Below are 18,964 nucleotides of genomic sequence, written 5' to 3'. Positions count from 1 at the left end.
TCATTAGGAATCCTGTCCCTTCCGTTCGATGCGGTCATAGCCGCGATGTTTGCGGTAATTCTCCAGCCACAGGCCGTAGTCTAGTTCTGCCGGGTCTTGGGCAGCCGATGTAGATCGCAGAATAAATTCATTCTCTTTGCTACGGACCGATACTTCATCCAGGCCAAAGAGAACCTCGTCCCGCTTTTCACCGGGCCGCAGGCCAATCACACGGATTTCGACATCAAAGCGCTCATAGAGTCGGCGCATGTGTTCAGCAACCTGCATGATTTTGACCGGTTCACCCATATCCAACACCAGCACTTCTCCGCACTTGCCGATTGCTCCAGCCAGCATGACCAAGAGACATGCGTCAGGAATCAGCATAAAGTAACGGGTTGCGTTAATGTCGGTGACAGTGAGCGGGCCCCCGTCCAAAATTTGTTTGGTAAAGAGGGGTTTAATGGATCCTCGGGAGCCAAAGACGTTTCCAAACCGAACTGAAACATAGGGCCTACCTGTCTGGTGGCCGTACCAGCTCGTCAGCATTTCAGCGCTGCGCTTCGACTGGCCCAGGGCCGTTGTGGGGTCCGCCGCCTTATCCGTTGAGATGTTCACAAAAACCTCAACATCAACTAGAGCTGAAGCTTTCAAGACATTGGCCGTGCCCAGCGTATTAGTTTTATAGGCTTCCTTGGGGTGGGCTTCCAGGGCTGAAACATGCTTGAGGGCCGCTGCATGGAATACAACCTGAGGTTTACGTTCAAGGAAAACAGCTTCGAGAGCTTCAAAATCACGGACATCGGCGAGAATGACGCTGGGGTGGTCCAAACTCGATAGGCCGCTGAGACTATAACGAGTATCCATCAGCAGCGACTCGTCCCGATCCAGCATGAGCAGTTCAGCCGGCTCGTACTTAGAAATCTGGCGGCACAGCTCAGAACCGATCGAGCCACCGGCACCGGTTACCAAGACCCGCTTGCCCTTAATTTGCTCTTGAATCAGCTGGTGGTCGATCTTGTAATTGATCGCCCCTCGAATCTCCTCTAGGAGCTCACGTTCATTACCCTCTTGGGTGCGCTGGCGTTTTTCACCAAAATCAGGAACAGCTGAACTAATACGGATCGTTTCAACCCCTAGTTCCTTCATGGTCTGGGCTAATTTCACCAGGCGGCGCTCAGAAATTTCTTCGCCTATTGCAATCAGAACTTTTTTGGCCTTGTACTGCTTAACGAGTACCGGAAGGTCGAGACTGGTACCTTCAACTTTGACCCCGCTAATGCGGGCGTTTTTAACCGACCGGTCATCATCCACAATGGCCACAGGGTAAAGTTTAGCTTTAGGGTCAGCCATCAAGGTCGAAACCAGGTTACGGCCAACAAAGCCCGCCCCGTAGACGATAACCTTCTCAGACTCCTCCCCCGAAGGACGGTTAGTCTGCTCCTCATAAATTCGCTTGATATACCGGAAGCCCATCATCATCAAAACAGCGATGGGGAAAGCAATCAGTACAACAGAGCGGGGAACGCCGAAGGAACGGGATACAAGCAGCAACAAAAGCTGCATGATGACAACGTTTGCAATAACCAAGGGGTAGAGCCGTCGGCTCTCTTCAAAGGCACCGTAACTATGACGGCCCCGATAGAGCCCAACAAGCAGACCACCAGCAATCTGCAAGACCATCATGGTCAAGGTGGTAGCTCCCAGGCCACTGAGGTCTATAAGACTTCGGTCCATTCCATAGCGCAGGAAAAAGGCTGCGGGAAATGCTGCCAGCCAGGCACCAGAGTCCAGGGCCATCTGCACATACTTCCACCAGGACTTACGTACTGGGGTCGAAGAAAGCACGGGAATTGAACTTGTCATCGGTGATGATTCGTTAGTCATTGCCGTCCCTTCCTGTAGGTGTAGTTTGGATGTATCGTCCGTAAAGTTTACGGAAGGCCTTCGTTCGGACCTTGACGGGAGTGAACCGGTAGACACCGCGCACCAGCAGGTTCAGCCCCAGCTGGCCTGGATTCAACACCTCGCCTGTGTAAAGCCGGGTCTGAACCTGGACGTCCTTGCAAAAAGCCTTGAGGCCACCACGCCGGTTATAGGCAGAGGAAACTCGATAGGCAACAAGGGTCTCCGGGAGGTTTCCCAAGACAAAACCGGCTTTGACCATCCTGGCCCAGAGCCAGTAATCCTCAGCCCCGGGGACCTCTACATAACTACCCACCGCCTCAACCGCAGTTTTTCTGAACACCACCGTGGGGTGGTGCATGGGGTTGCGGCGGACGATATCCCTGCGGATCTTGTCATGGGTGAGCGGGGACTCCCTGATAGCTTCAGGCTGATCCGGGCTGGATGAAAACTCAATCATTGCTCCGCCCAGGACGTCAAGCTCCCCCGAAGCTAGCCGGGGTATCTGCAACTCAAAACGATGAGGCAGGGAAATATCATCAGCGTCAGCCCTGGCAACGATGTCGTAAGAGCAGAGTTCCAGCCCCTCAGTCAGGGCCGCAGCTAAGCCGTGATTCTCTTCTAATCTCTTAATCTTGACCGGCTGGCTTGCCTCAGCGGCAAAGCGGTCGATGACGTCCACCAGGGACTGGGGCAAGGGACCGTCCTGCACTATCACCACTTCACTCGGAGGTAGCGTCTGGTCGAGGGTATTAGAGCGCAGGGCAACGTCCAAAAACTCCGGTGAGTCCTTCTGATACACGCTCATCAAAAGGCTGAAGGACGCATCAGTGGAATAGTTGGCCCGCAGGCGGGCTGCCCGCTGGGTAAACTCAAGTTCATAAACGTCCCGAAGGACCTCTTCGTTCGGTGCATACCCCTGTGCTGCGTCCATAAGACCTTTGAGGAAATAGCCTACATAGGTTTTCTTTTCATCGGTACGGATCAGGGTGCTAGCCCACAGACGCAGGGTTGAGCCACCATACAGGATTTTCTCAAGAGGTGATAGGGTCCGGCGGCTGCAGAAAACCCATAGCTTATTACGCACGTCATTGTAGAAGCGGGGCCCAGGTTTAGTATCTGTGGTGCCGAAGGTCTTGGTATGGTGGCGGGCTACCGAGCGATGTACAGCGATACCGTTACTGTGGTGGATCAGTCGGGTCGTGTACTCGAAATCGTCATTCCAGATGAAGAAATCGGCCAGGGGAAGATCAGTTGCCCGAAGAGCTGCAGCGTCCATGAGAATGGAAACAAAAGATGCAGAACGGATAGGACGGGCGCCAACGGCTTCAGCTCGCTGCGTCCGGCTAGCTCCGGCCCGGAACATGGTCCGCATAGTGTTCATTGGATGGTCGCGGCCGTCTGACCATACAACTTTGGAGGCCACCACCGCGGGGCGTTCAGCCCGCACAGGAGAATAGCCCGACCAGGCGGCATAGGCCTCAGAAAGGGTTGCCTCAGTCGGTTCAGTGTCATCATCCATGACCCACACCAGATCTGCCCCGTGACGGGCCAGGGCCCTGTCGATACCCACAGTGAACCCACCGGCACCACCCATGTTCTGGGATAGGTGAATCACATCAGTAGGTAGCGGATAGTCAACCCCTTGCAGGTAGGAATCGGTGCCGTCTGTTGAGGCATTATCAACAATGACTACCATGTCAGGGGTCATAGCGGCCCCTGCAATCCCGGCCAGGGTCTGCTCCAACAGCTCACGCCGATTAAAGGTCACCACGACGGCGACAATACGCTCAGGTGGCGTTTGCTGGGTGGTCTGGTCAGAAACCATCTGTTTACAAGGTCCTTTCATGGGCAGGTAGCCACTGTTTCCTGCTTTCGCCCAGGAATGTGGGCAGAATGCAGTTAACTCTATTGATTTTACCTAATAGACCTGAGAAAACCCTCCCCGAGCCCGGTGCTCTCTCTTTGAACAACACAGCACCCTAGTTTTGAGCCGTTCCTCTAAGGTTCCCCCCATTTTTCACCCATGTGTGTCACTCTTGAGTTAGAGCCAATCCAGGCTAAATCTCACACTAAGGGGGAAAACTATGGCTCAGGCCACGTGGAAAGTAATTGGCGCAAGCGGCTTTGTCGGATCATCGATCGTCGCCCGGCTCGCAGCTGTTGGAATTCCCCTCGATGCTGTCGAGGCCCCGCGTCTCCTCACGCGCACCGAGAACCCTGACCAGCTGATTCACGAAGCCAAGAGCCTGGACGGCATTATCAATTCTCTGGCAGATTCCTTTGCCGGATGCGACGTCGTCATCAACGCCTCAGGCCTTGCCGCCCCCGACCAGCACGACCTAGCTCCCCTACTGGGGGCTAACGCCCTGCTCCCTGCCGTCATCGCCATCGCAGCCCAAAGGACCGGTGTGCGCCGGGTCATTCACCTGAGTTCAGCTGCCGTTTTGGGGCCGGTACCGGTTCTCACCGACACCCCGCAGACAGAGCCTTTCTCAGCCTATTCCTATTCCAAGGCCCTTGGTGAAGAAGTCCTCCTGAAGATTCGCTCTTATCTCGAAGAAACTGATGCAGAACAGGCTGTTGAAATCTGTGTCATCCGGGCAACGAGCGTCCAAGGACGGGGCCGCCGCACCACCGAAGCCTTTGCAAAAATTGCTTCTTCCCCGCTTGCCTCCGTGGCAGGACGTGGCGACCGGCCTTCGCCTGTTTCGTCAAATTTCGCCCTGGCAGAGTTTGTCACCCAGGTAGCCTCCTTTGAGGGGAAGGTGCCCCCCATCGTCCTCCAACCTTGGGAAGGTAGCACCACCAGTTCCGTCCTGGTGGACGCTGGCCGCCGCTTCCCCCTCCACCTGCCTGAAGCTCTCTGCCGCGTCCTGGTGGGCGCTGGCATGAAAGTTTCGGACGCCCTCGGCGGCAGATTTGCCGGGCCGATCCGGCGGGTTGAGGTCATGTGGTTTGGCCAAGGCATCGATGATTCTTGGGCTCGCCAGAACGGTTTAATCCCCGAACCCCGCGTCACCGAAGTTCTCAGAACAGCCCACTCAGCCCTGGGCCACCCGCGGGATAAAAAGTTCACAGACTCCTAGAATTTCCGCAATCCCATGACAACAAGAAGCCGGTGGCTACCCTGGAGGGTAGCCACCGGCTTTCGTTTGTGGTCTATTTTCTGCGGGAAGACTTCTTCCTATTTCGAGAAGATTTCACAGGCTCTTCTGCCTGGGCCGGTAGGACCTCTTCAATCTCTTCAGGCTGCTCGATTTCCTCAAAGTCATCGGGGTATTCGATAGGATCGTCCTCATCCGTCATGGATTCTTGATCCTCAGCCTCAGAAGCCTGCTCTTCGAAAGGTTCAGCGAAAGCGAGGTCAATGTCCTCGTCAATGGCGAATTCCTCATCCTCTCGGCCTCGCCCGTAGTCGACCTCTTCAGTTCCATCGGCAGTAACGGCACCAGCCTCACTGGCAGGTGCAACTACCGGAGCTGACCCGAAGACTAGGGCCTGGGCGGTTGCCCGGGGCAGGTGGTCTGTGGGTTTCTTGTCCTCCAGGGGATCTCGAACCAGCTGGGGCCTTTCCTGGTCTATTCCCTCTACTGAAGAAGATTGGACCAGGCTGGCTGCAAAGGACGTAGAAACTACAGCTGCCCGGTCGACAGGACTCACGGGCTCCACAGCATCTTGCGCTGGACTATCAGGCTCTGCTGTCTCCCCCTGCTTGTCTTCGCTCTCACCAGCCTCTGCAGTAGCTACCGGGCTCACCTCCTCGGCAACCGGTACAGCGGGCACGACTCCGGTATGGGCAACAGCGGCCAGGGCTTCCTGCTGGGCTTTTTCCTGAGCTTCATACTCAGCCCGGGTCATAACGCTGGGAACAACGGCCCGCAGGTTCTCCACGGGAATAGCCCCTTCGCGCACCACAATGAGGCGGTCGGAGGTGCAATCGACAATGGTGGACGGTTGGGCGTCTACAGCCACAAAATCCTCAGGTCGGTTCAGGGGCCGGGGGCCGGCATCGACAATGACCTCAACGTCGTTACCCAGTTGGGCGGCCGCTTCATCAGCTGTGGTTGCAGCAGGCCGGCCGGTCTTATTGGCAGAAGACACAGCCAGGGGCCCAAGGCTCATCAGCAACTCAATAGCTACCTGATCATCCGGCACCCGCAGCGCCACCGTGCCCTGGGTATCACCCAAATCCCAATTCAAGGAGGGCTGGGCATAGAAAATGAGGGTGAGGGCCCCCGGCCAAAAAGCGTCAGCCAGGGCCCGGGCGTCCTCAGACACCCCATCAGCAAGGCCAGCAAGAACCGACTTGTCATAAATCAAAACAGGAGGAGGCATCTGCCGGGTTCGCCCCTTAGCTGCAAGCAGGGCTTCAACGCCTTTGACAGAGAAGGCGTCGGCTGCAATGCCATACACGGTGTCAGTGGGAATCACAATGGTTTTACCGTCGCCCACAGCTTCGATTGCAGGAACTACAGCATCAGAGATTGATGCTACATCGGTGGTCTTTACAATGGTTGCTTTCACGTTCCCTATTCTTTCACAGGTTTCAGGGGGTTCGGGGCTTATAGCCGCTGGTGAATCTGACCCGCCCAGTGAGGTCAGTGTGGGTTTTAATGCTTTCAAAACCTAGCCTGTTGGCGCAGGCCTGCATAGCCGGCCCCTGAGTTTCATCGTGTTCCATGATGAAAAAACCGCCGGGAGCTAACAGGCTAAACGCCCTAGCCGTGATTGCAGCGGGAATCTCCATGCCGTCCTCTCCCCCGCCATAGAGGGCGAGGTCGGGGTCGTGATCCCTCACCTCCGGGTCTTGAGGTACAACGCCTGGGGGAACATAAGGAGGGTTAGAGGCAAGGACGTGCACGCCCCCCTCATACTCGGAAAGTGCGGTGCGGGCGTCCCCCATGACCAGCTCAACACCGGCTTTTTCCAGGTTGCCTCGGGCCCAGGTCGCCGCTTCGGGTGAGAGCTCAACCGCTAGGACGTGCGGGGTTGGCACCTGATGATCGGCAGCTAATTCTGTGGCCAGGGCAGCTGCGATAGCGCCTGAGCCGGTACACAAATCAACGACCAGGGGCTGGCCCGGCAGCTCTTCGGCCAAGTCCCGGTAGGCTGTCAGGGCGTGCTCAACCAGCAGCTCGGTTTCAGGGCGGGGAACGAAAACCCCCGGCCCCACCGAAAGGATCAGACCCCTAAAGTAGGCCTGGCCGGTGAGGTGCTGCAGGGGAACCCGGCTTCCGCGCAGGGTTACCAGCCGCTCAAACCCCTCAGGAACCGGGTGCCCCAGCAGCGCAAGAGACTGGACCCTTCCGCGCGATACCGGCTCACCGGCGTCCTTCTCTAACAGGTAGGCGGCCAGTAGCTGCGCGTCAGCTGCAGCCGAGTCGATACCGGCTGCACCGAGATAGAGCGCAGCCCGGCGAAGGGCTGAATCTAGCTCTTCGCCGGGCTCCAGGCTAAAATCAGCCACTCTTACTTGTCTTCCTGACCGAGCTTCTCCAGGCGGGCGGCCTCGTCCATCTCGATCGCCGACTGCACAACTGCCTCCAGGTCGCCGTTGAGGACAGCGTCCAGGTTGTAGGCCTTGTAGCCGGTGCGGTGATCAGCAATACGGTTTTCGGGGAAGTTGTAGGTGCGGATTCGCTCAGAACGGTCCATGGTGCGCACCTGGGAATGGCGCTTCTCGGCGTTCTCAGCGTCAATCTGCTCCTGCTGCCAGGCCAGCAGGCGGGCCCGGAGCACGCGCATGGCAGCTTCACGGTTCTGAATCTGGGACTTTTCGTTCTGCATAGCAACCACGATGCCGGTGGGCAGGTGGGTAATACGCACGGCGGAGTCGGTGGTGTTCACCGACTGGCCACCGGGGCCGGAAGAACGGTAGACGTCGATCTTCAGGTCGTTCTGGTTGATCTCAATTTCCTCGGGTTCATCGACCTCGGGGAAGACCAGCACACCGGCTGCTGAGGTGTGGATACGGCCCTGGGATTCGGTGGCAGGTACGCGCTGGACGCGGTGGACGCCGCCCTCGTACTTGAGGTGGGCCCAGACGCCCTCAGCCGGGTCGTTGGAGGTGCCCTTGATAGCCACCTGGGCGTCCTTGTAGCCGCCGACGTCGGTGGTCTGGGAGGAAATCATCTCGGTCTTCCAGCCCTTGGACTCAGCGTAGCGGGTGTACATGCGCAGCAGGTCGGCGGCAAAGAGGGAAGCCTCGTCGCCACCTTCACCACCCTTGACTTCAAGAATGACGTTGCGGCCGTCGTCCGGATCGCGGGGAATCAGCAGACGGCGCAGCTTCTCTTCTGCCTCGGGCAGCTGGGCTTCAAGTTCCTTGACTTCGGCTGCAAAGTCGGGATCTTCAGCAGCCATCTCTGACGCTGCTTCAATATCGTCTTTGAGGGTGTTGACCCGGTTGTAGGCTTCAACGATGCCGTTGAGCTCGGAGTAGCGGCGGCCCAGCTTGCGGGCCTTGCCCTGGTCAGCGTGGACGGCGGGGTCAGCCAGCTGCTTTTGCAGGTCAGCGTGCTCATCGAGCAATACCTGGATTGATTCAAACACTGATGTGCCTCTTCTTAGGTTTGTGGCCCGGTAGGGCCTTCTAAATTCTGAGCTGTCTTAAGCGGTGAGGCACCGCCTCCCCGGTGTATGGGGTGGCGGTGCGTCAGACTAATTTACTCGCCGTGGCCCAGGCCGCTCTTAGCTACGGTGAGCAAGAATTCGACGTTGGACTGGGTTTCACGCAGCTTGGACAGCAGAACAGAGAGTGACTGCTCCTGGTCCATGCCAGCCAGGACGCGGCGCAGACGCCACATAATCTTGACCTCATCGGGCGACAGCAGGGCCTCTTCACGGCGGGTGGAGGAGGCGTTGAGGTCGATGGCAGGGAAGATACGCTTGTCGGCCAGCTGCCGGGACAGACGCAGTTCCATGTTGCCGGTACCCTTGAACTCTTCGAAGATGACCTCGTCCATCTTGGAACCGGTCTCTACCAGGGCGGTCGCCAGAATGGTCAGGGAGCCGCCCTCTTCAATGTTGCGGGCAGCGCCAAAGAACTTCTTGGGCGGGTAGAGGGCAGCAGCGTCGACACCGCCGGAGAGAATACGACCGGAGGCAGGTGCTGCCAGGTTGTAGGCACGGCCCAGGCGGGTCATGGAGTCCAGCAGGACGACGACGTCACGGCCCTGCTCGACCAGGCGCTTGGCCCGCTCAATGGCCAGCTCAGCAACAGTGGTGTGGTCATCGGCAGGTCGGTCAAAGGTTGAGGCAATGACCTCGCCCTTGACGGTACGCTGCATGTCGGTCACTTCTTCAGGACGCTCGTCCACCAGAACCATCATGAGGTGAACCTCGGGGTTGTTGGTGGTAATCGCGTTGGCGATGGACTGCAGCATCAGGGTCTTACCGGCCTTGGGCGGAGCCACAATCAGGCCGCGCTGGCCCTTACCGATGGGAGCAATCAGGTCGATGACGCGGGGGCCGAACTTCTTGGGGTCGGTCTCCAGGCGCAGGCGCTCCTTGGGGTAGAGCGGGGTCAGCTTGGCAAAGTCCCGGCGGTTCTTGGATTCTTCGGGAGTCAAACCGTTGATGGTGGTGAGCTGAACCAGGGCGTTAAACTTCTGGCGGTTATGCTCGCCCTCGCGGGGGGCACGAATGGTGCCGACAACGGCGTCGCCCTTACGCAGGCCGTAGCGCTTGACCTGGGCCAGGGAGACGTAGACGTCGTTGGTGCCGGGCAGGTAGCCGGAGGTCCGGACGAAAGCATAGTTATCCAGGACGTCCAGCACACCGGCTACAGGAATCAGCACATCGTCTTCGCTAATTTCCGGCTCGAAATCTTCCCGGCGGTTGGCGCGACGTTCCCGGCGTTCCTGCTGACGTTCACGGCGGTTCTTGCGGGCGTTCCGGCGGTCTTCCTCGGGGCCGGTGCTGTTCTGGCGGTCGTTCTTCTCGGATCGGGCCTGCTTGTCGGCGCGATCGCCCTTCTCAAAACGGTCCTTCTTTTCGAAGCGGTCGTTCTTGTCGCGGTCGCGGCGGTTCTTACGGTCGAAGCGATCAGCTTTCTCACCGTTCTCAGAAACTTCAGTGGAAGCCTCGGTGGCCTCCTGGGTCTCTGCGACTGCTTCGTTCTTGCGGCGGCGGTCGTTGCGGGTACGGGTACGCTTGCCCGATTCCTCGCCGTCCTTCTGCTCGATCCGGGCTGACTTCTCAAACTCAACAGCGTCCAGGGCAGCTTCTACAGCTTCAAGGCCCAGGGGCTGCTCGGTCTTGGTTTCTGCAACCGAAGCGCTCGTGGCCCGGCGGCTACCGCGACGCTTGGTGGCAGGCTTTTCTGCCTCTTCAGCCGGGCTCTCAGCAGGAGCTTCGACTTCGACTGCCTTTTCTGCGGCAGCCTTATCTGCTGCGGTCTTGCGGGTACGGGTACGCTTGGGCTTCTCAGTTTTTTCAGCGGTTTCGGTGTCAGCAGCCGGTGCTTCGGCGGTTTCAGCTGCCTTGTCCGCTGCAGTCTTGCGGGTACGGGTACGCTTGGGCTTCTCGGCGTCTGCGGCGGGGGCTTCAGCGGCCGGACGGTCAGCTACAGCTGAGCCACGCTGGTGGGCAGAAATTGCCTCAACCAGGTCAGACTTTCGCATACGGCGGGCACCGGTAATTCCCAGCTGGGAGGCTAGGGACTGGAGCTGAGCGAGTTTGAGGGTGCTCAGGCTGGGAGACTTCTGTTCAGCCGCTGCTGCGGCCTCCGCACCTGCAGTGAGGTCGGTATTTTCTGCCACGAAGATTCCTTCTTTCGACATGTCGTTGAATTCGCGGTAACGAATTGGCACAACAGATGTGCCATGCCCAGAGCGGGCGATGAATAGGGTAAATACACACCGATTCGGTGATATTAGAAACTGCGGGCCTGAGGCTTCTTCAGGTGGGAGCAGGAAAAAACGAGCCACCGGGTCACTACCCGGTGGCTTGAATCATCAATACTGATGGAGCTGACGGGCAGAGTTAAGCGATCTGCTCATAGGTAAGCATAGCACCTTCAGTGTCAATGTCGATACCGAGCACGCGCCAGGTCACATTCTTTCCCTCGTGGACGTTAGGCTCAGGCAGGGCGGCAAAGTCTTCAATGGCTGAAGTAACTGCCGCGCGTTCGTCCGCACCGTTAGCCAGGGCCATGACTGTGGGGCCAGCCCCAGAGATGACCGCAGCAAAGCCCTTGCCCCGCAGGTACTTGACCAGGGCAGCGCTGGGCTTCATGGCAACCGCCCGGTAGGGCTGGTGCAGAAGGTCACTGGTTGCTGGCAAAAGATAGTCGGGGTAGGCCGCCAGGGCCTGGGTGAGCAGGGCCGCCCGGCCAGAGTTCGCCGCAGCCTCCCTGTGGGGAACGGTCTCTGGGATCAGGCCGCGGGCCACCTTGGTCGGCACCTCATAGTCAGGGATAGCGATAACCGGCAGAACATTCTCATGGGCCGGTACGGGCAGGGAATGCCAGCCGGAGTCATCCCCGTAGGAAATGACCACATGGCCGTAGAGGGAGGGAGCTACGTTATCGGGGTGTCCTTCCATGCCCGAGCAGATTTGCAGGACGGCGTCAGCGTCCAGTTGGTACTCAGCAGGAAGCAGGCCGTTAGCAGCGGTCACCCCAGCCACAATTGCTGACGCCGATGACCCCATTCCCCGAGAATGAGGAATCCGGTTATGGGCCTTGATATGCAAGGAGGGGGTCTCAAAGAGGCCAACAGCCTTCCAGGCCGTCAGCATAGCCTTGACGACCAGGTGGCTGGCGTCCTGGGGAACCTCGTCTGCCCCCTCTCCCGACAGGTCAAAGGTAAGCTGCCCCTCCCCTGCCGTCCGTGTGACCACCAGGTCATCGTAGTGGGCCAGGGCCAAACCCAGTGAGTCATAGCCGGGGCCAAGGTTGGCGGAGGATGCCGGTACCTTCACGGTGACACGGGCACCAACAGGAATGACGTCGGGGGACACAAAGGACTCGTCGGAGCCATCAATCATGGGCAGGGCAACCATATAACTTCTTTAGCCTTCCACACGGATAACTGAGGTAATATCACGGACGGTATCGAGTGCATCAACCACAGCCATGGTCTTGCGGAGGTTCGAGTCCGTCGCGCGGTGGGTGACGATACGAATCAAGGCGCTAGAATCTTCGCCGCCCTTGTTCTGACGCATGGTTTCAATGGAAACCCCGTGCTCAGCAAAGATCCGAGCAATGTTCGCCAAAACGCCAAGCTTGTCTTCAACAACGATGCCCACCGAGTAGCGGGAGACAACATCGCTCATGGCGGTAGCCGCCAGTTTAGCGTGGGATGAATCGGGGATACCGGGGCCACCCAGAACCAGACGGCGGCCCAGGGAGACAAAGTCACCCAGAACAGCTGAAGCGGTGGGGGCACCACCGGCTCCGGGGCCGTAGAACATGAGTTCACCGGCATTTTCAGCCTGAACAAAGACAGCATTGTAGGCCCCGTGGACGGAGGCCAGCGGGTGGCTGCGGGGAACCAGGGTGGGATTGACGCGGATGTTGACGCCCTCCCCGTCCTTTTCACAAACGGCCAGCAGCTTGATGACGTAGCCGTCCGAAGCGGCTGCGGCCACATCGTCAGCGGTGATGGAGGTAATGCCCTCGCAGTGGACATCATCAATGGTGAAGTCAGAATGGAAGGCCAAGGAGGCGACGATAGCGGCCTTGGAGGCAGCGTCGTGGCCCTCAACATCAGCGGTGGGGTCAGCTTCGGCGTAGCCTAGGCGCTGGGCTTCAGCCAGGGCGTCTGCGAACTGGGCACCGGTGGTGTCCATCTGGTCCAAAATGTAGTTGGTGGTGCCGTTCATGATGCCCAGGACGCGGGTGATCTTGTCACCGGCCAAGGAATCACGCAGGGGGCGCAGGATGGGGATAGCACCTGCTACAGCCGCCTCGTAGGAGAGCTGGGCCCCGCTCTTAGCGGCAGCTGCCGCCAGCTCCACCCCGTGCTTGGCCAGCAGGGCCTTATTACCGGAAACAACGGACTTACCAGCATTCAGGGCCCGCAGGATCCGGGAGCGGGCAGGCTCAATACCGCCGGTCAGCTCAATGACAACGTCCGCAGCATCAATCAGGGTGTCTGCGTCAGTGGTGTACAGCTCAGGGGCTGCATTGTAGTGACGCTGGGCTGTGGTATCGCGGACAGCAATGCCGATGAGTTCAACATCGGTACCAATCCGGTCGCGCAGGGCTGCAGCGTCCTCGGTGAGCATACGAGCTACCTGCGAACCGACGTTACCGGCGCCCAGCAGCGCTACTTTGATGGGGGAAGTGCTCATGGCCTCTCCTGACAATTGGGGTGTTGAGGGGGTCAGTCCACTACCCTACGGGGTGGACTGCGCTTGGCCCTGCTTCGTGCTTACATTCTTTCAGTATTACAGTGTTACTGCACCTCTACGTCCACATTACGGCCTTACCCTCTAAGGGCTTTCTGGCAGGACGCACGGGGCAGGAGGACGGGCAGGGCAGCTCCTGTGAGGTTGAAGCAACCCTGCCCGTGAGATCCACTATTAGACCAAACCCAGGTCGCGGGCTAGCATGTCCTCTTCGGTTTCGCGGCGAATGATGGCGCGGGGTTCCTTGCCTTCAGCCGTCGCAATCACCGGCGGGCGGGTGAGGTAGTTGTAGTTGGAGGCCATGACGTGGTTGTAGGCGCCGGTGGCCGGAACAGCCAGGATATCGCCCGCTGCCAGGTCAGCTGGCAGGTAGCAGTAACGAATCACGATATCGCCGGATTCGCAGTGCTTGCCCACCACGCGGGAGAGAATCTGCTCCCCTTCCGGGGCCCGATTAGCCAGGATCACAGCGTAATCGGACTCGTAGAGTACCGGGCGGGGATTATCGCTCATGCCACCATCGACCGAGACGTAGCGGCGCACCCGGGTATCCCCGTGTTCGTCCTCAATCGCAACGTCTTTGATGGTGCCCACCGTGTACAGGGTAATGCCCGAGGGCCCCGAGATGGAGCGACCCGGCTCAAAGGACAGGTGGGGAATAGCCATGCCCACATTGGCGCAGGTCTTAGAGACCATATCGGCAAGTTCGGTGGCGATGTCAGCTGAACCGCGCGGGGTGTCCTGCTCGGTGTAGCCGATACCGTAGCCGCCACCCAGGTCGATTTCGGGTAGCACGACCCCAAAGCGTTCGTTGAGCTGCTGCATGTAGGTCAGCACCTTTTCAGCGGCCTTTCCAAAGCCCTCGGCCTCAAAAATCTGTGAGCCGATGTGGCAGTGCAAACCGCGCAGGTCGATATGCTCGCTGGCCAGGGCCAGGGCAGCAGCCACGGTAGCGTAGGCATCGTCTGCGGTGATACCCAGTTTGGCAAGTTCTTCAGGTGACAGGCCGGCCAGGGGGGCTGTACCGGCTGCCAGGGACTGACCGAACTTCTGGTCCTCGTGGGCGGTTGCAATGTAGTCGTGGGTTGAGGCATGGACGCCCGGGGTCACCCGCAGCATAACCGGGGCGGTGACGCCCAGTTCGGCTGCTACCTGCGCAATCAGCTGCACCTCGGGCACCGAGTCGGCCACCAGGCGTCCTACCCCGTAGCGCAGGGCGCGGGCAATTTCGCTCGCTGACTTGTTGTTACCGTGCAGGGCGATTTTCTGGCCAGGAACTCCGGCGCGCATAGCAATAGCCAGCTCACCGCCGCTGGCGGTATCCAGGCACAGCCCTTCTTCCTCAGCCCACTTGGCAACAGCTGTTGCCAGGAAGGACTTACCGGCGTAGTACACCGAAACCTCGGCCCCGTGCTTTTCAAAAGCAGTCTCAAAAGCTGAACGGAACTCAGCAGCGCGGGCCCGGAAGGTGGTCTCCGAAAAGACGTACTCGGGGGTGCCAAAGTCGGCAACCAGGCTGCTGACGGGGGTGCCGTCCGCCTCAAGTTCGCCGCTCTCAGAGCGGGTGAAGGAGGGCATCCAAATCACGGGGTCGAGGTCGGCCGGGGCGGACGGGTAGGTCAGCCAGTCAGGCTTGAACAGTGCGGCTTCTGCGCCCATTTACATCTTCTCCGGTGCGCTCACGCCCAGCAGGCCCAGGCCGTTGGCCAGAACCTGGCGGGTTGCGTTGTTCAGCAGCAGGCGGGTGCGGTGCAGGTCGGTAACCTCTTCGTCGCCCTTGGGGACAACATGGGAGACCCCGTACCAGCGGTGGTAGGCCCCGGCCAGGGTTTCCAGGTAGCGGGCCACGCGGTGGGGCTCGCGGAAGTCAGCAGCCTCCTTGACGGCACCGGCGAACTGGCCCAGGGCAGCTAGCAGGGCGTTATCGGCCTCAGAATCCAGCAGGGAGGTGTCGACCGAGTCGGTGGTGACGCCAGCGGCCTCAGCGTTGCGGGCGATAGCGCAGGTGCGGGCGTGGGCGTACTGGACGTAGAAGACCGGGTTCTCGTTGGACTGCTTGGTCAGTAGGTCAAGGTCGATGTCGATGTTGGAGTCGACCGAGTAGCGGGTCAGAGAGTAGCGGGCAGCGTCAACGCCAACGATCTCAACCAGGTCCTCGAGGGTGACCACGGTGCCGGCTCGCTTGGACATACGCACGGGCTTGCCGTCCTTGACCAGGTTGACCATCTGGCCGATCATGACTTCAACCATGTTGGGGTCATCGCCCAGGGCGGCAGCGGCTGCCTTGAGGCGGGCTACATAGCCGTGGTGGTCAGCACCCAGCATGTAGATAGCTAGATCAGCGGGGTTCTCTTCGCGCTTGGTCTTGTCCTGGAAGTAGGCGATGTCACCGGCGATGTAGGCTGCGTTGCCGTCCGACTTGATGACGACGCGGTCCTTATCGTCGCCGAAATCGGTGGACTTGAGCCACCAGGCGCCGTCCTTAAAGTAAAGGTTCTGAGACTCCTTGAGCTTTTCAAGCAGCTCATCGACCTTGCCGTTTTCAAAGAGGGAGTTCTCGTGGAAGTAGACGTCAAAGTCAACGTGGAAGTCGTGTAGGGAGGCCTTGATGTCTTCGAACATGAACTCAACACCGGTAGCACGGAAGACTTCCTGGGGGTCCTCAGCCTCAAGTGCGTCAGGGCGGACCTCTAGCACCCGGTTGGCGATATCGGTGATGTACTCGCCACCGTAGCCGTCCTCGGGGGCTTCTTCGCCCTTGGCGCGGGCCAGTAGGGAGCGGGCGAAGCGGTCGATCTGGTTGCCGTGGTCGTTGAAGTAGTATTCGCGCACAACCTTGGCACCCTGGGAGATAAAGATACGGGCCAGGGAGTCGCCGACGGCGGCCCAGCGGGTGCCACCCAGGTGGATGGGGCCGGTGGGGTTAGCTGAGACGAACTCCAGGTTGATGGTCTGACCGGCCAGGGTCTGGTTGGCGCCAAAAGCTGAGCCCTGCTCGACGATGGTCTTGGCCAGTTCACCTGCGGCGGCGGCGTCCAGGGTGATGTTGAGGAAGCCGGGGCCTGCGATATCGACACTTGCCACACCGGCAAGCTCGGTGATACGGGTAGCCAGAATCTGGGCTACCTCGCGGGGGTTCTTCCCCACCTTCTTGGAAATCTGCAGGGCGATGTTGGTGGCCCAGTCGCCGTGGTCGCGGTTCTTAGGGCGCTCTACGCGCACAGCGGGGGCGGTTTCGCCGTCGGTTAGGGTCAGTTCACCGGCTTCAAACGCTGCGGTCAGCGCGCCGTCAATTGCACTTGAGAGTTCTTCGGGAGTCATAGGGTCAAGTCTACAGGGTGAGCTGTTGACCTACCCAGCGAATGATGTGTTCCCAGGTGCTCTCGCTGGCGTAAATGGCCGGGTCTGAGTGTTCTGCACCGCCAATGAGGGTGAGTTCTGTGGGAATTCCGGCTGCGGAGAGAGCCCGGTGGGCATGGACGGACTGGTTGGGAGGCACACAGGTGTCCCCGCTGCCGTGGATGTAGTAGACCGGGGCGTGGTTTCGCTCCCCTGTTTTCTTTGCCTCTTTGGCGTAGTCGATGGGGTGGGCCTTGGCCCAGTTGACCTCTGCTGGGGTGCCTGCCGGGGCGGGGAAGGTGGAGCCAAGCAACCGCCATTCGGCGCCGTCGTCCTCGGGGTGGTCGTAGGGGAATCCCCAGGCGACGCGGTCATCGAAGATGGTGCGGAGGTCGCTGACCCCGTAGATGGAGACGGCACAGCGGACGGACGAGTCCGGCTCACCTGCGATTGCCCGGGTTGCGAGCGCGGGGGCTGTGAGGCCTTCGAGGTAGGGTTCGTTGAGGTGGCCTGTGGCGGCTGCTAACTGGACTAGGTGCCCGCCTGCTGATCCGCCTGCCAGGACGATCCGGTTGGGGTCGATTCCGAAGTCTTGGGCTTTGGTTTTGAAGTAGCGGATGGCTGTTTTGAGGTCGTTGATTTGGGCGGGGAAGAGGGCTTCGTGGCTGAGGCGGTAGTTGATGGAGGCGGTGGCGTAGCCTGCGTGGGCGAAGCGTTCGCGGACGCGGTGTAGACCGTTGTCGGCCAGGAGGAAGGTGGATTTGTCGCCGAAGCGCCAGGCTCCGCCGTGGACGTAGATGAGCAGGGGGACGGGGTGGTGGTCGCCGGTGGGTGCGCTGGGCGGGTAGAAGTCAAAGGTTTGGGATGGGTGGCTGGTTCCGGCGTAGTTGCCGGTGAGTGTGGTCATGGGTTTCAGCCCTTCGGTGCGCTGATCTTTGCTTCTACTGTACTGGGTTTGCATTGGGGGGTGGTTTTTCTGGTAGAGTAGTCGAGTCTGAGATTCACTCTCCATAGTGAAGGTTCAGTGTTGCCCTCGTAGCTCAGATGAGTGAGGATTTCCGCGAAGCGAATCAGAAATCCAAACGAATCAGCCGAGCTTGCGAAGGCTGCTAAACATGATTAACTGGGTTGATCATCATATTGCCCTCGTAGCTCAGTGGATAGAGCACCAGTTTCCGGAGCTGGGTGTCGAAGGTTCGAATCCTTTCGAGGGCACAAAAAGAGAAGGTATGCCAGAATGCGCGAAGCGCTGGCATACCTTCTCTTTTTGTGCCCGGCGTGAAGAAAGGCCCGCCCCACCTAACTATCCGCATTTATTCTGATTTAGCCGCAACTAGTTGCGGGGTTTTCAGACTAAGTGCGGGGATTTGGCGCGACCAGTTCTACTTCGAATCCCTGGTTGTTTTCAAGGTAGAGGGCGTAGTGGTCGGGGCCTCCTGCATGCGGGTATTGGTCTGTGAAGAGTTCACTCCAGCCGTGATTGGTAGCCTCGCTGCGAAGCGTATCGAGCAAGGCCGCGGACGGCACAGTGAAGGCCAGGTGGTTGAGACCAGCGTGGGTGCGGTCGTGGGAGCCACTGGCATCGAGGGATTCTTCGAGGACAAGGTAAGAGCCGTCAGGAGCCTGCCAGGAGATTCCACCAGGCCATTCCTGGTAGGGCGTCCACCCTAGTTGCTGGGTGAGCCAGGCCCAGGAGGGCAGGGCTGTTTCCAAAGATTCGGTCCAGAGTTCTACATGGTGGAAGCCGGGGCGGCAATTGCCCTGGTGACCGTGCAGACTGGCCGGGGCGCGTCCGTCCTTGCGGAGCCTAGCGGCGATTACCGCGTCGTAGGTCTGCCCGGCGTAGAGGAATTTTTCCCGTTCGATTCCTTCAATCTGGAAGCCGGCCGCGGCGGCGACGGCTCCGCTGGCGGGGTTGTTGGTGCGGTAGCCCAGCTCTAGGCGGCGGAGGTGGGGCGAGGGTAAGGACGCCAGTAGGCCGGTATCGAGGACAGGCGAGGTAGGTGCCGGGCTGGTTTCGCCTAAAGCCCAGTTGCAGACGGCGGTGAGGGCAGCTTTGGTGTAGCCCTGCCCGCGGTAGGGGTCAGCGATCCAGTAGTAGACCCAGGCTCTATCCCAGGCACCGGCGTCCGTACGAGCGGTGTAGTTGAGCCCCACCAGCCCTGCGGGCCTCCCTTCATCGCTGAGGCAAAATATAGCCCGGTTGTCGGCCGGTAGGTAGCTGGTTTCGATGAGGTTCAAGGCGTCCTGTTCACTGGTCAGGGCTGGCATCTGCCGCTCTAGGTCTGCTGTGGTGCGATACATCTCAAGCAGGGGAAGAGCGTCTGAGTGTTCCCAGTGGCGTAGTTTCATAATCCCAGTTTAGAAGAAGCCTTTCAGTTCA

The 18,964-nt window shown here is 59.5% G+C and carries 13 protein-coding genes and 1 tRNA gene; 2 read left to right on the top strand and 12 right to left on the bottom strand.

The window, feature by feature from the left end:
• Positions 1-3: 3 nt before the first annotated feature.
• On the bottom strand, positions 4-1,866 hold the full coding sequence (locus ACMXX3_RS00570) for a polysaccharide biosynthesis protein (RefSeq protein WP_421082878.1): 1,863 nt from the start codon (positions 1,864-1,866) through the stop codon (positions 4-6).
• Positions 1,859-3,712 carry a glycosyltransferase gene (locus ACMXX3_RS00565; protein WP_421082877.1) on the bottom strand — a complete coding sequence of 618 codons (1,854 nt, stop codon included), beginning with the start codon at positions 3,710-3,712 and terminating at the stop codon, positions 1,859-1,861. The genes ACMXX3_RS00570 and ACMXX3_RS00565 overlap by 8 nt, the downstream gene beginning before the upstream one ends.
• A 259-nt stretch (positions 3,713-3,971) precedes the next feature.
• Here ACMXX3_RS00565 and ACMXX3_RS00560 point away from each other — a divergent pair, with 259 nt between their 5' ends.
• On the top strand, positions 3,972-4,973 hold the full coding sequence (locus tag ACMXX3_RS00560; RefSeq protein ID WP_421082876.1) for an NAD-dependent epimerase/dehydratase family protein: 1,002 nt from the start codon (positions 3,972-3,974) through the stop codon (positions 4,971-4,973).
• Between the two features lie 73 nt (positions 4,974-5,046).
• On the opposite strand, the gene ACMXX3_RS00555 is transcribed toward ACMXX3_RS00560, so the two are convergent.
• The 9 genes from ACMXX3_RS00555 to ACMXX3_RS00515 form a co-directional block, all read right to left on the bottom strand.
• Entirely contained in the window at positions 5,047-6,411 is a 1,365-nt protein-coding gene (locus ACMXX3_RS00555; RefSeq protein WP_421082875.1) for an L-threonylcarbamoyladenylate synthase, read from the bottom strand.
• A gap of 22 nt (positions 6,412-6,433) precedes the next feature.
• Positions 6,434-7,354, bottom strand: coding sequence for a peptide chain release factor N(5)-glutamine methyltransferase (gene prmC / locus ACMXX3_RS00550; RefSeq protein ID WP_421082874.1), 921 nt, complete (start codon positions 7,352-7,354; stop codon positions 6,434-6,436).
• Positions 7,355-7,356: 2 nt separating this feature from the next.
• Positions 7,357-8,439 carry a peptide chain release factor 1 gene (gene prfA / locus ACMXX3_RS00545; RefSeq protein WP_421082873.1) on the bottom strand — a complete coding sequence of 361 codons (1,083 nt, stop codon included), beginning with the start codon at positions 8,437-8,439 and terminating at the stop codon, positions 7,357-7,359.
• Between the two features lie 113 nt (positions 8,440-8,552).
• Positions 8,553-10,649, bottom strand: coding sequence for a transcription termination factor Rho (gene rho, locus ACMXX3_RS00540; protein ID WP_421083134.1), 2,097 nt, complete (start codon positions 10,647-10,649; stop codon positions 8,553-8,555).
• Positions 10,650-10,872: 223 nt separating this feature from the next.
• Positions 10,873-11,892, bottom strand: a complete 1,020-nt coding sequence (thrB, locus tag ACMXX3_RS00535; RefSeq protein WP_421082872.1) for a homoserine kinase — start codon at positions 11,890-11,892, stop codon at positions 10,873-10,875.
• Between the two features lie 9 nt (positions 11,893-11,901).
• Positions 11,902-13,185 (bottom strand): homoserine dehydrogenase, encoded by a 1,284-nt coding sequence (locus ACMXX3_RS00530; protein WP_421082871.1) that lies wholly within the window; start codon positions 13,183-13,185, stop codon positions 11,902-11,904.
• Positions 13,186-13,416: 231 nt separating this feature from the next.
• On the bottom strand, positions 13,417-14,901 hold the full coding sequence (lysA, locus tag ACMXX3_RS00525; protein ID WP_421082870.1) for a diaminopimelate decarboxylase: 1,485 nt from the start codon (positions 14,899-14,901) through the stop codon (positions 13,417-13,419).
• Positions 14,902-16,563: an arginine--tRNA ligase gene (gene argS / locus ACMXX3_RS00520; RefSeq protein WP_421082869.1), complete on the bottom strand. Its 1,662-nt coding sequence runs from the start codon at positions 16,561-16,563 to the stop codon at positions 14,902-14,904.
• 10 nt (positions 16,564-16,573) lie between these two features.
• Positions 16,574-17,488 (bottom strand): alpha/beta hydrolase fold domain-containing protein, encoded by a 915-nt coding sequence (locus ACMXX3_RS00515; RefSeq protein WP_421082868.1) that lies wholly within the window; start codon positions 17,486-17,488, stop codon positions 16,574-16,576.
• Positions 17,489-17,723: 235 nt separating this feature from the next.
• On the opposite strand from ACMXX3_RS00515, the gene ACMXX3_RS00510 reads away from it, so the two are divergent.
• Positions 17,724-17,796: transfer RNA gene (locus ACMXX3_RS00510), tRNA-Arg, on the top strand.
• A gap of 138 nt (positions 17,797-17,934) precedes the next feature.
• Here the strand turns inward: ACMXX3_RS00510 and ACMXX3_RS00505 are convergent.
• Positions 17,935-18,933 carry a GNAT family N-acetyltransferase gene (locus tag ACMXX3_RS00505; protein ID WP_421082867.1) on the bottom strand — a complete coding sequence of 333 codons (999 nt, stop codon included), beginning with the start codon at positions 18,931-18,933 and terminating at the stop codon, positions 17,935-17,937.
• Positions 18,934-18,964: the final 31 nt, after the last annotated feature.

It is taken from the genome of Rothia nasimurium, assembly GCF_049068285.1.
In the GTDB taxonomy this organism is placed as follows: domain Bacteria; phylum Actinomycetota; class Actinomycetes; order Actinomycetales; family Micrococcaceae; genus Rothia; species Rothia nasimurium_I.
Note: the sequence above shows the minus strand (reverse complement) of the source record. Positions and strands in the feature narration are given on the sequence as shown.

Coding starts and splice junctions, on each gene's coding strand:
- ACMXX3_RS00570 (WP_421082878.1), bottom strand. CDS start 1,866: ATGACTAACGAATCATCACCGATGACAAGTTCAATTCCCGTGCTTTCT.
- ACMXX3_RS00565 (WP_421082877.1), bottom strand. CDS start 3,712: ATGGTTTCTGACCAGACCACCCAGCAAACGCCACCTGAGCGTATTGTC.
- ACMXX3_RS00560 (WP_421082876.1), top strand. CDS start 3,972: ATGGCTCAGGCCACGTGGAAAGTAATTGGCGCAAGCGGCTTTGTCGGA.
- thrB (WP_421082872.1), bottom strand. CDS start 11,892: ATGGTTGCCCTGCCCATGATTGATGGCTCCGACGAGTCCTTTGTGTCC.
- ACMXX3_RS00530 (WP_421082871.1), bottom strand. CDS start 13,185: ATGAGCACTTCCCCCATCAAAGTAGCGCTGCTGGGCGCCGGTAACGTC.
- lysA (WP_421082870.1), bottom strand. CDS start 14,901: ATGGGCGCAGAAGCCGCACTGTTCAAGCCTGACTGGCTGACCTACCCG.
- argS (WP_421082869.1), bottom strand. CDS start 16,563: ATGACTCCCGAAGAACTCTCAAGTGCAATTGACGGCGCGCTGACCGCA.
- ACMXX3_RS00515 (WP_421082868.1), bottom strand. CDS start 17,488: ATGACCACACTCACCGGCAACTACGCCGGAACCAGCCACCCATCCCAA.
- ACMXX3_RS00505 (WP_421082867.1), bottom strand. CDS start 18,933: ATGAAACTACGCCACTGGGAACACTCAGACGCTCTTCCCCTGCTTGAG.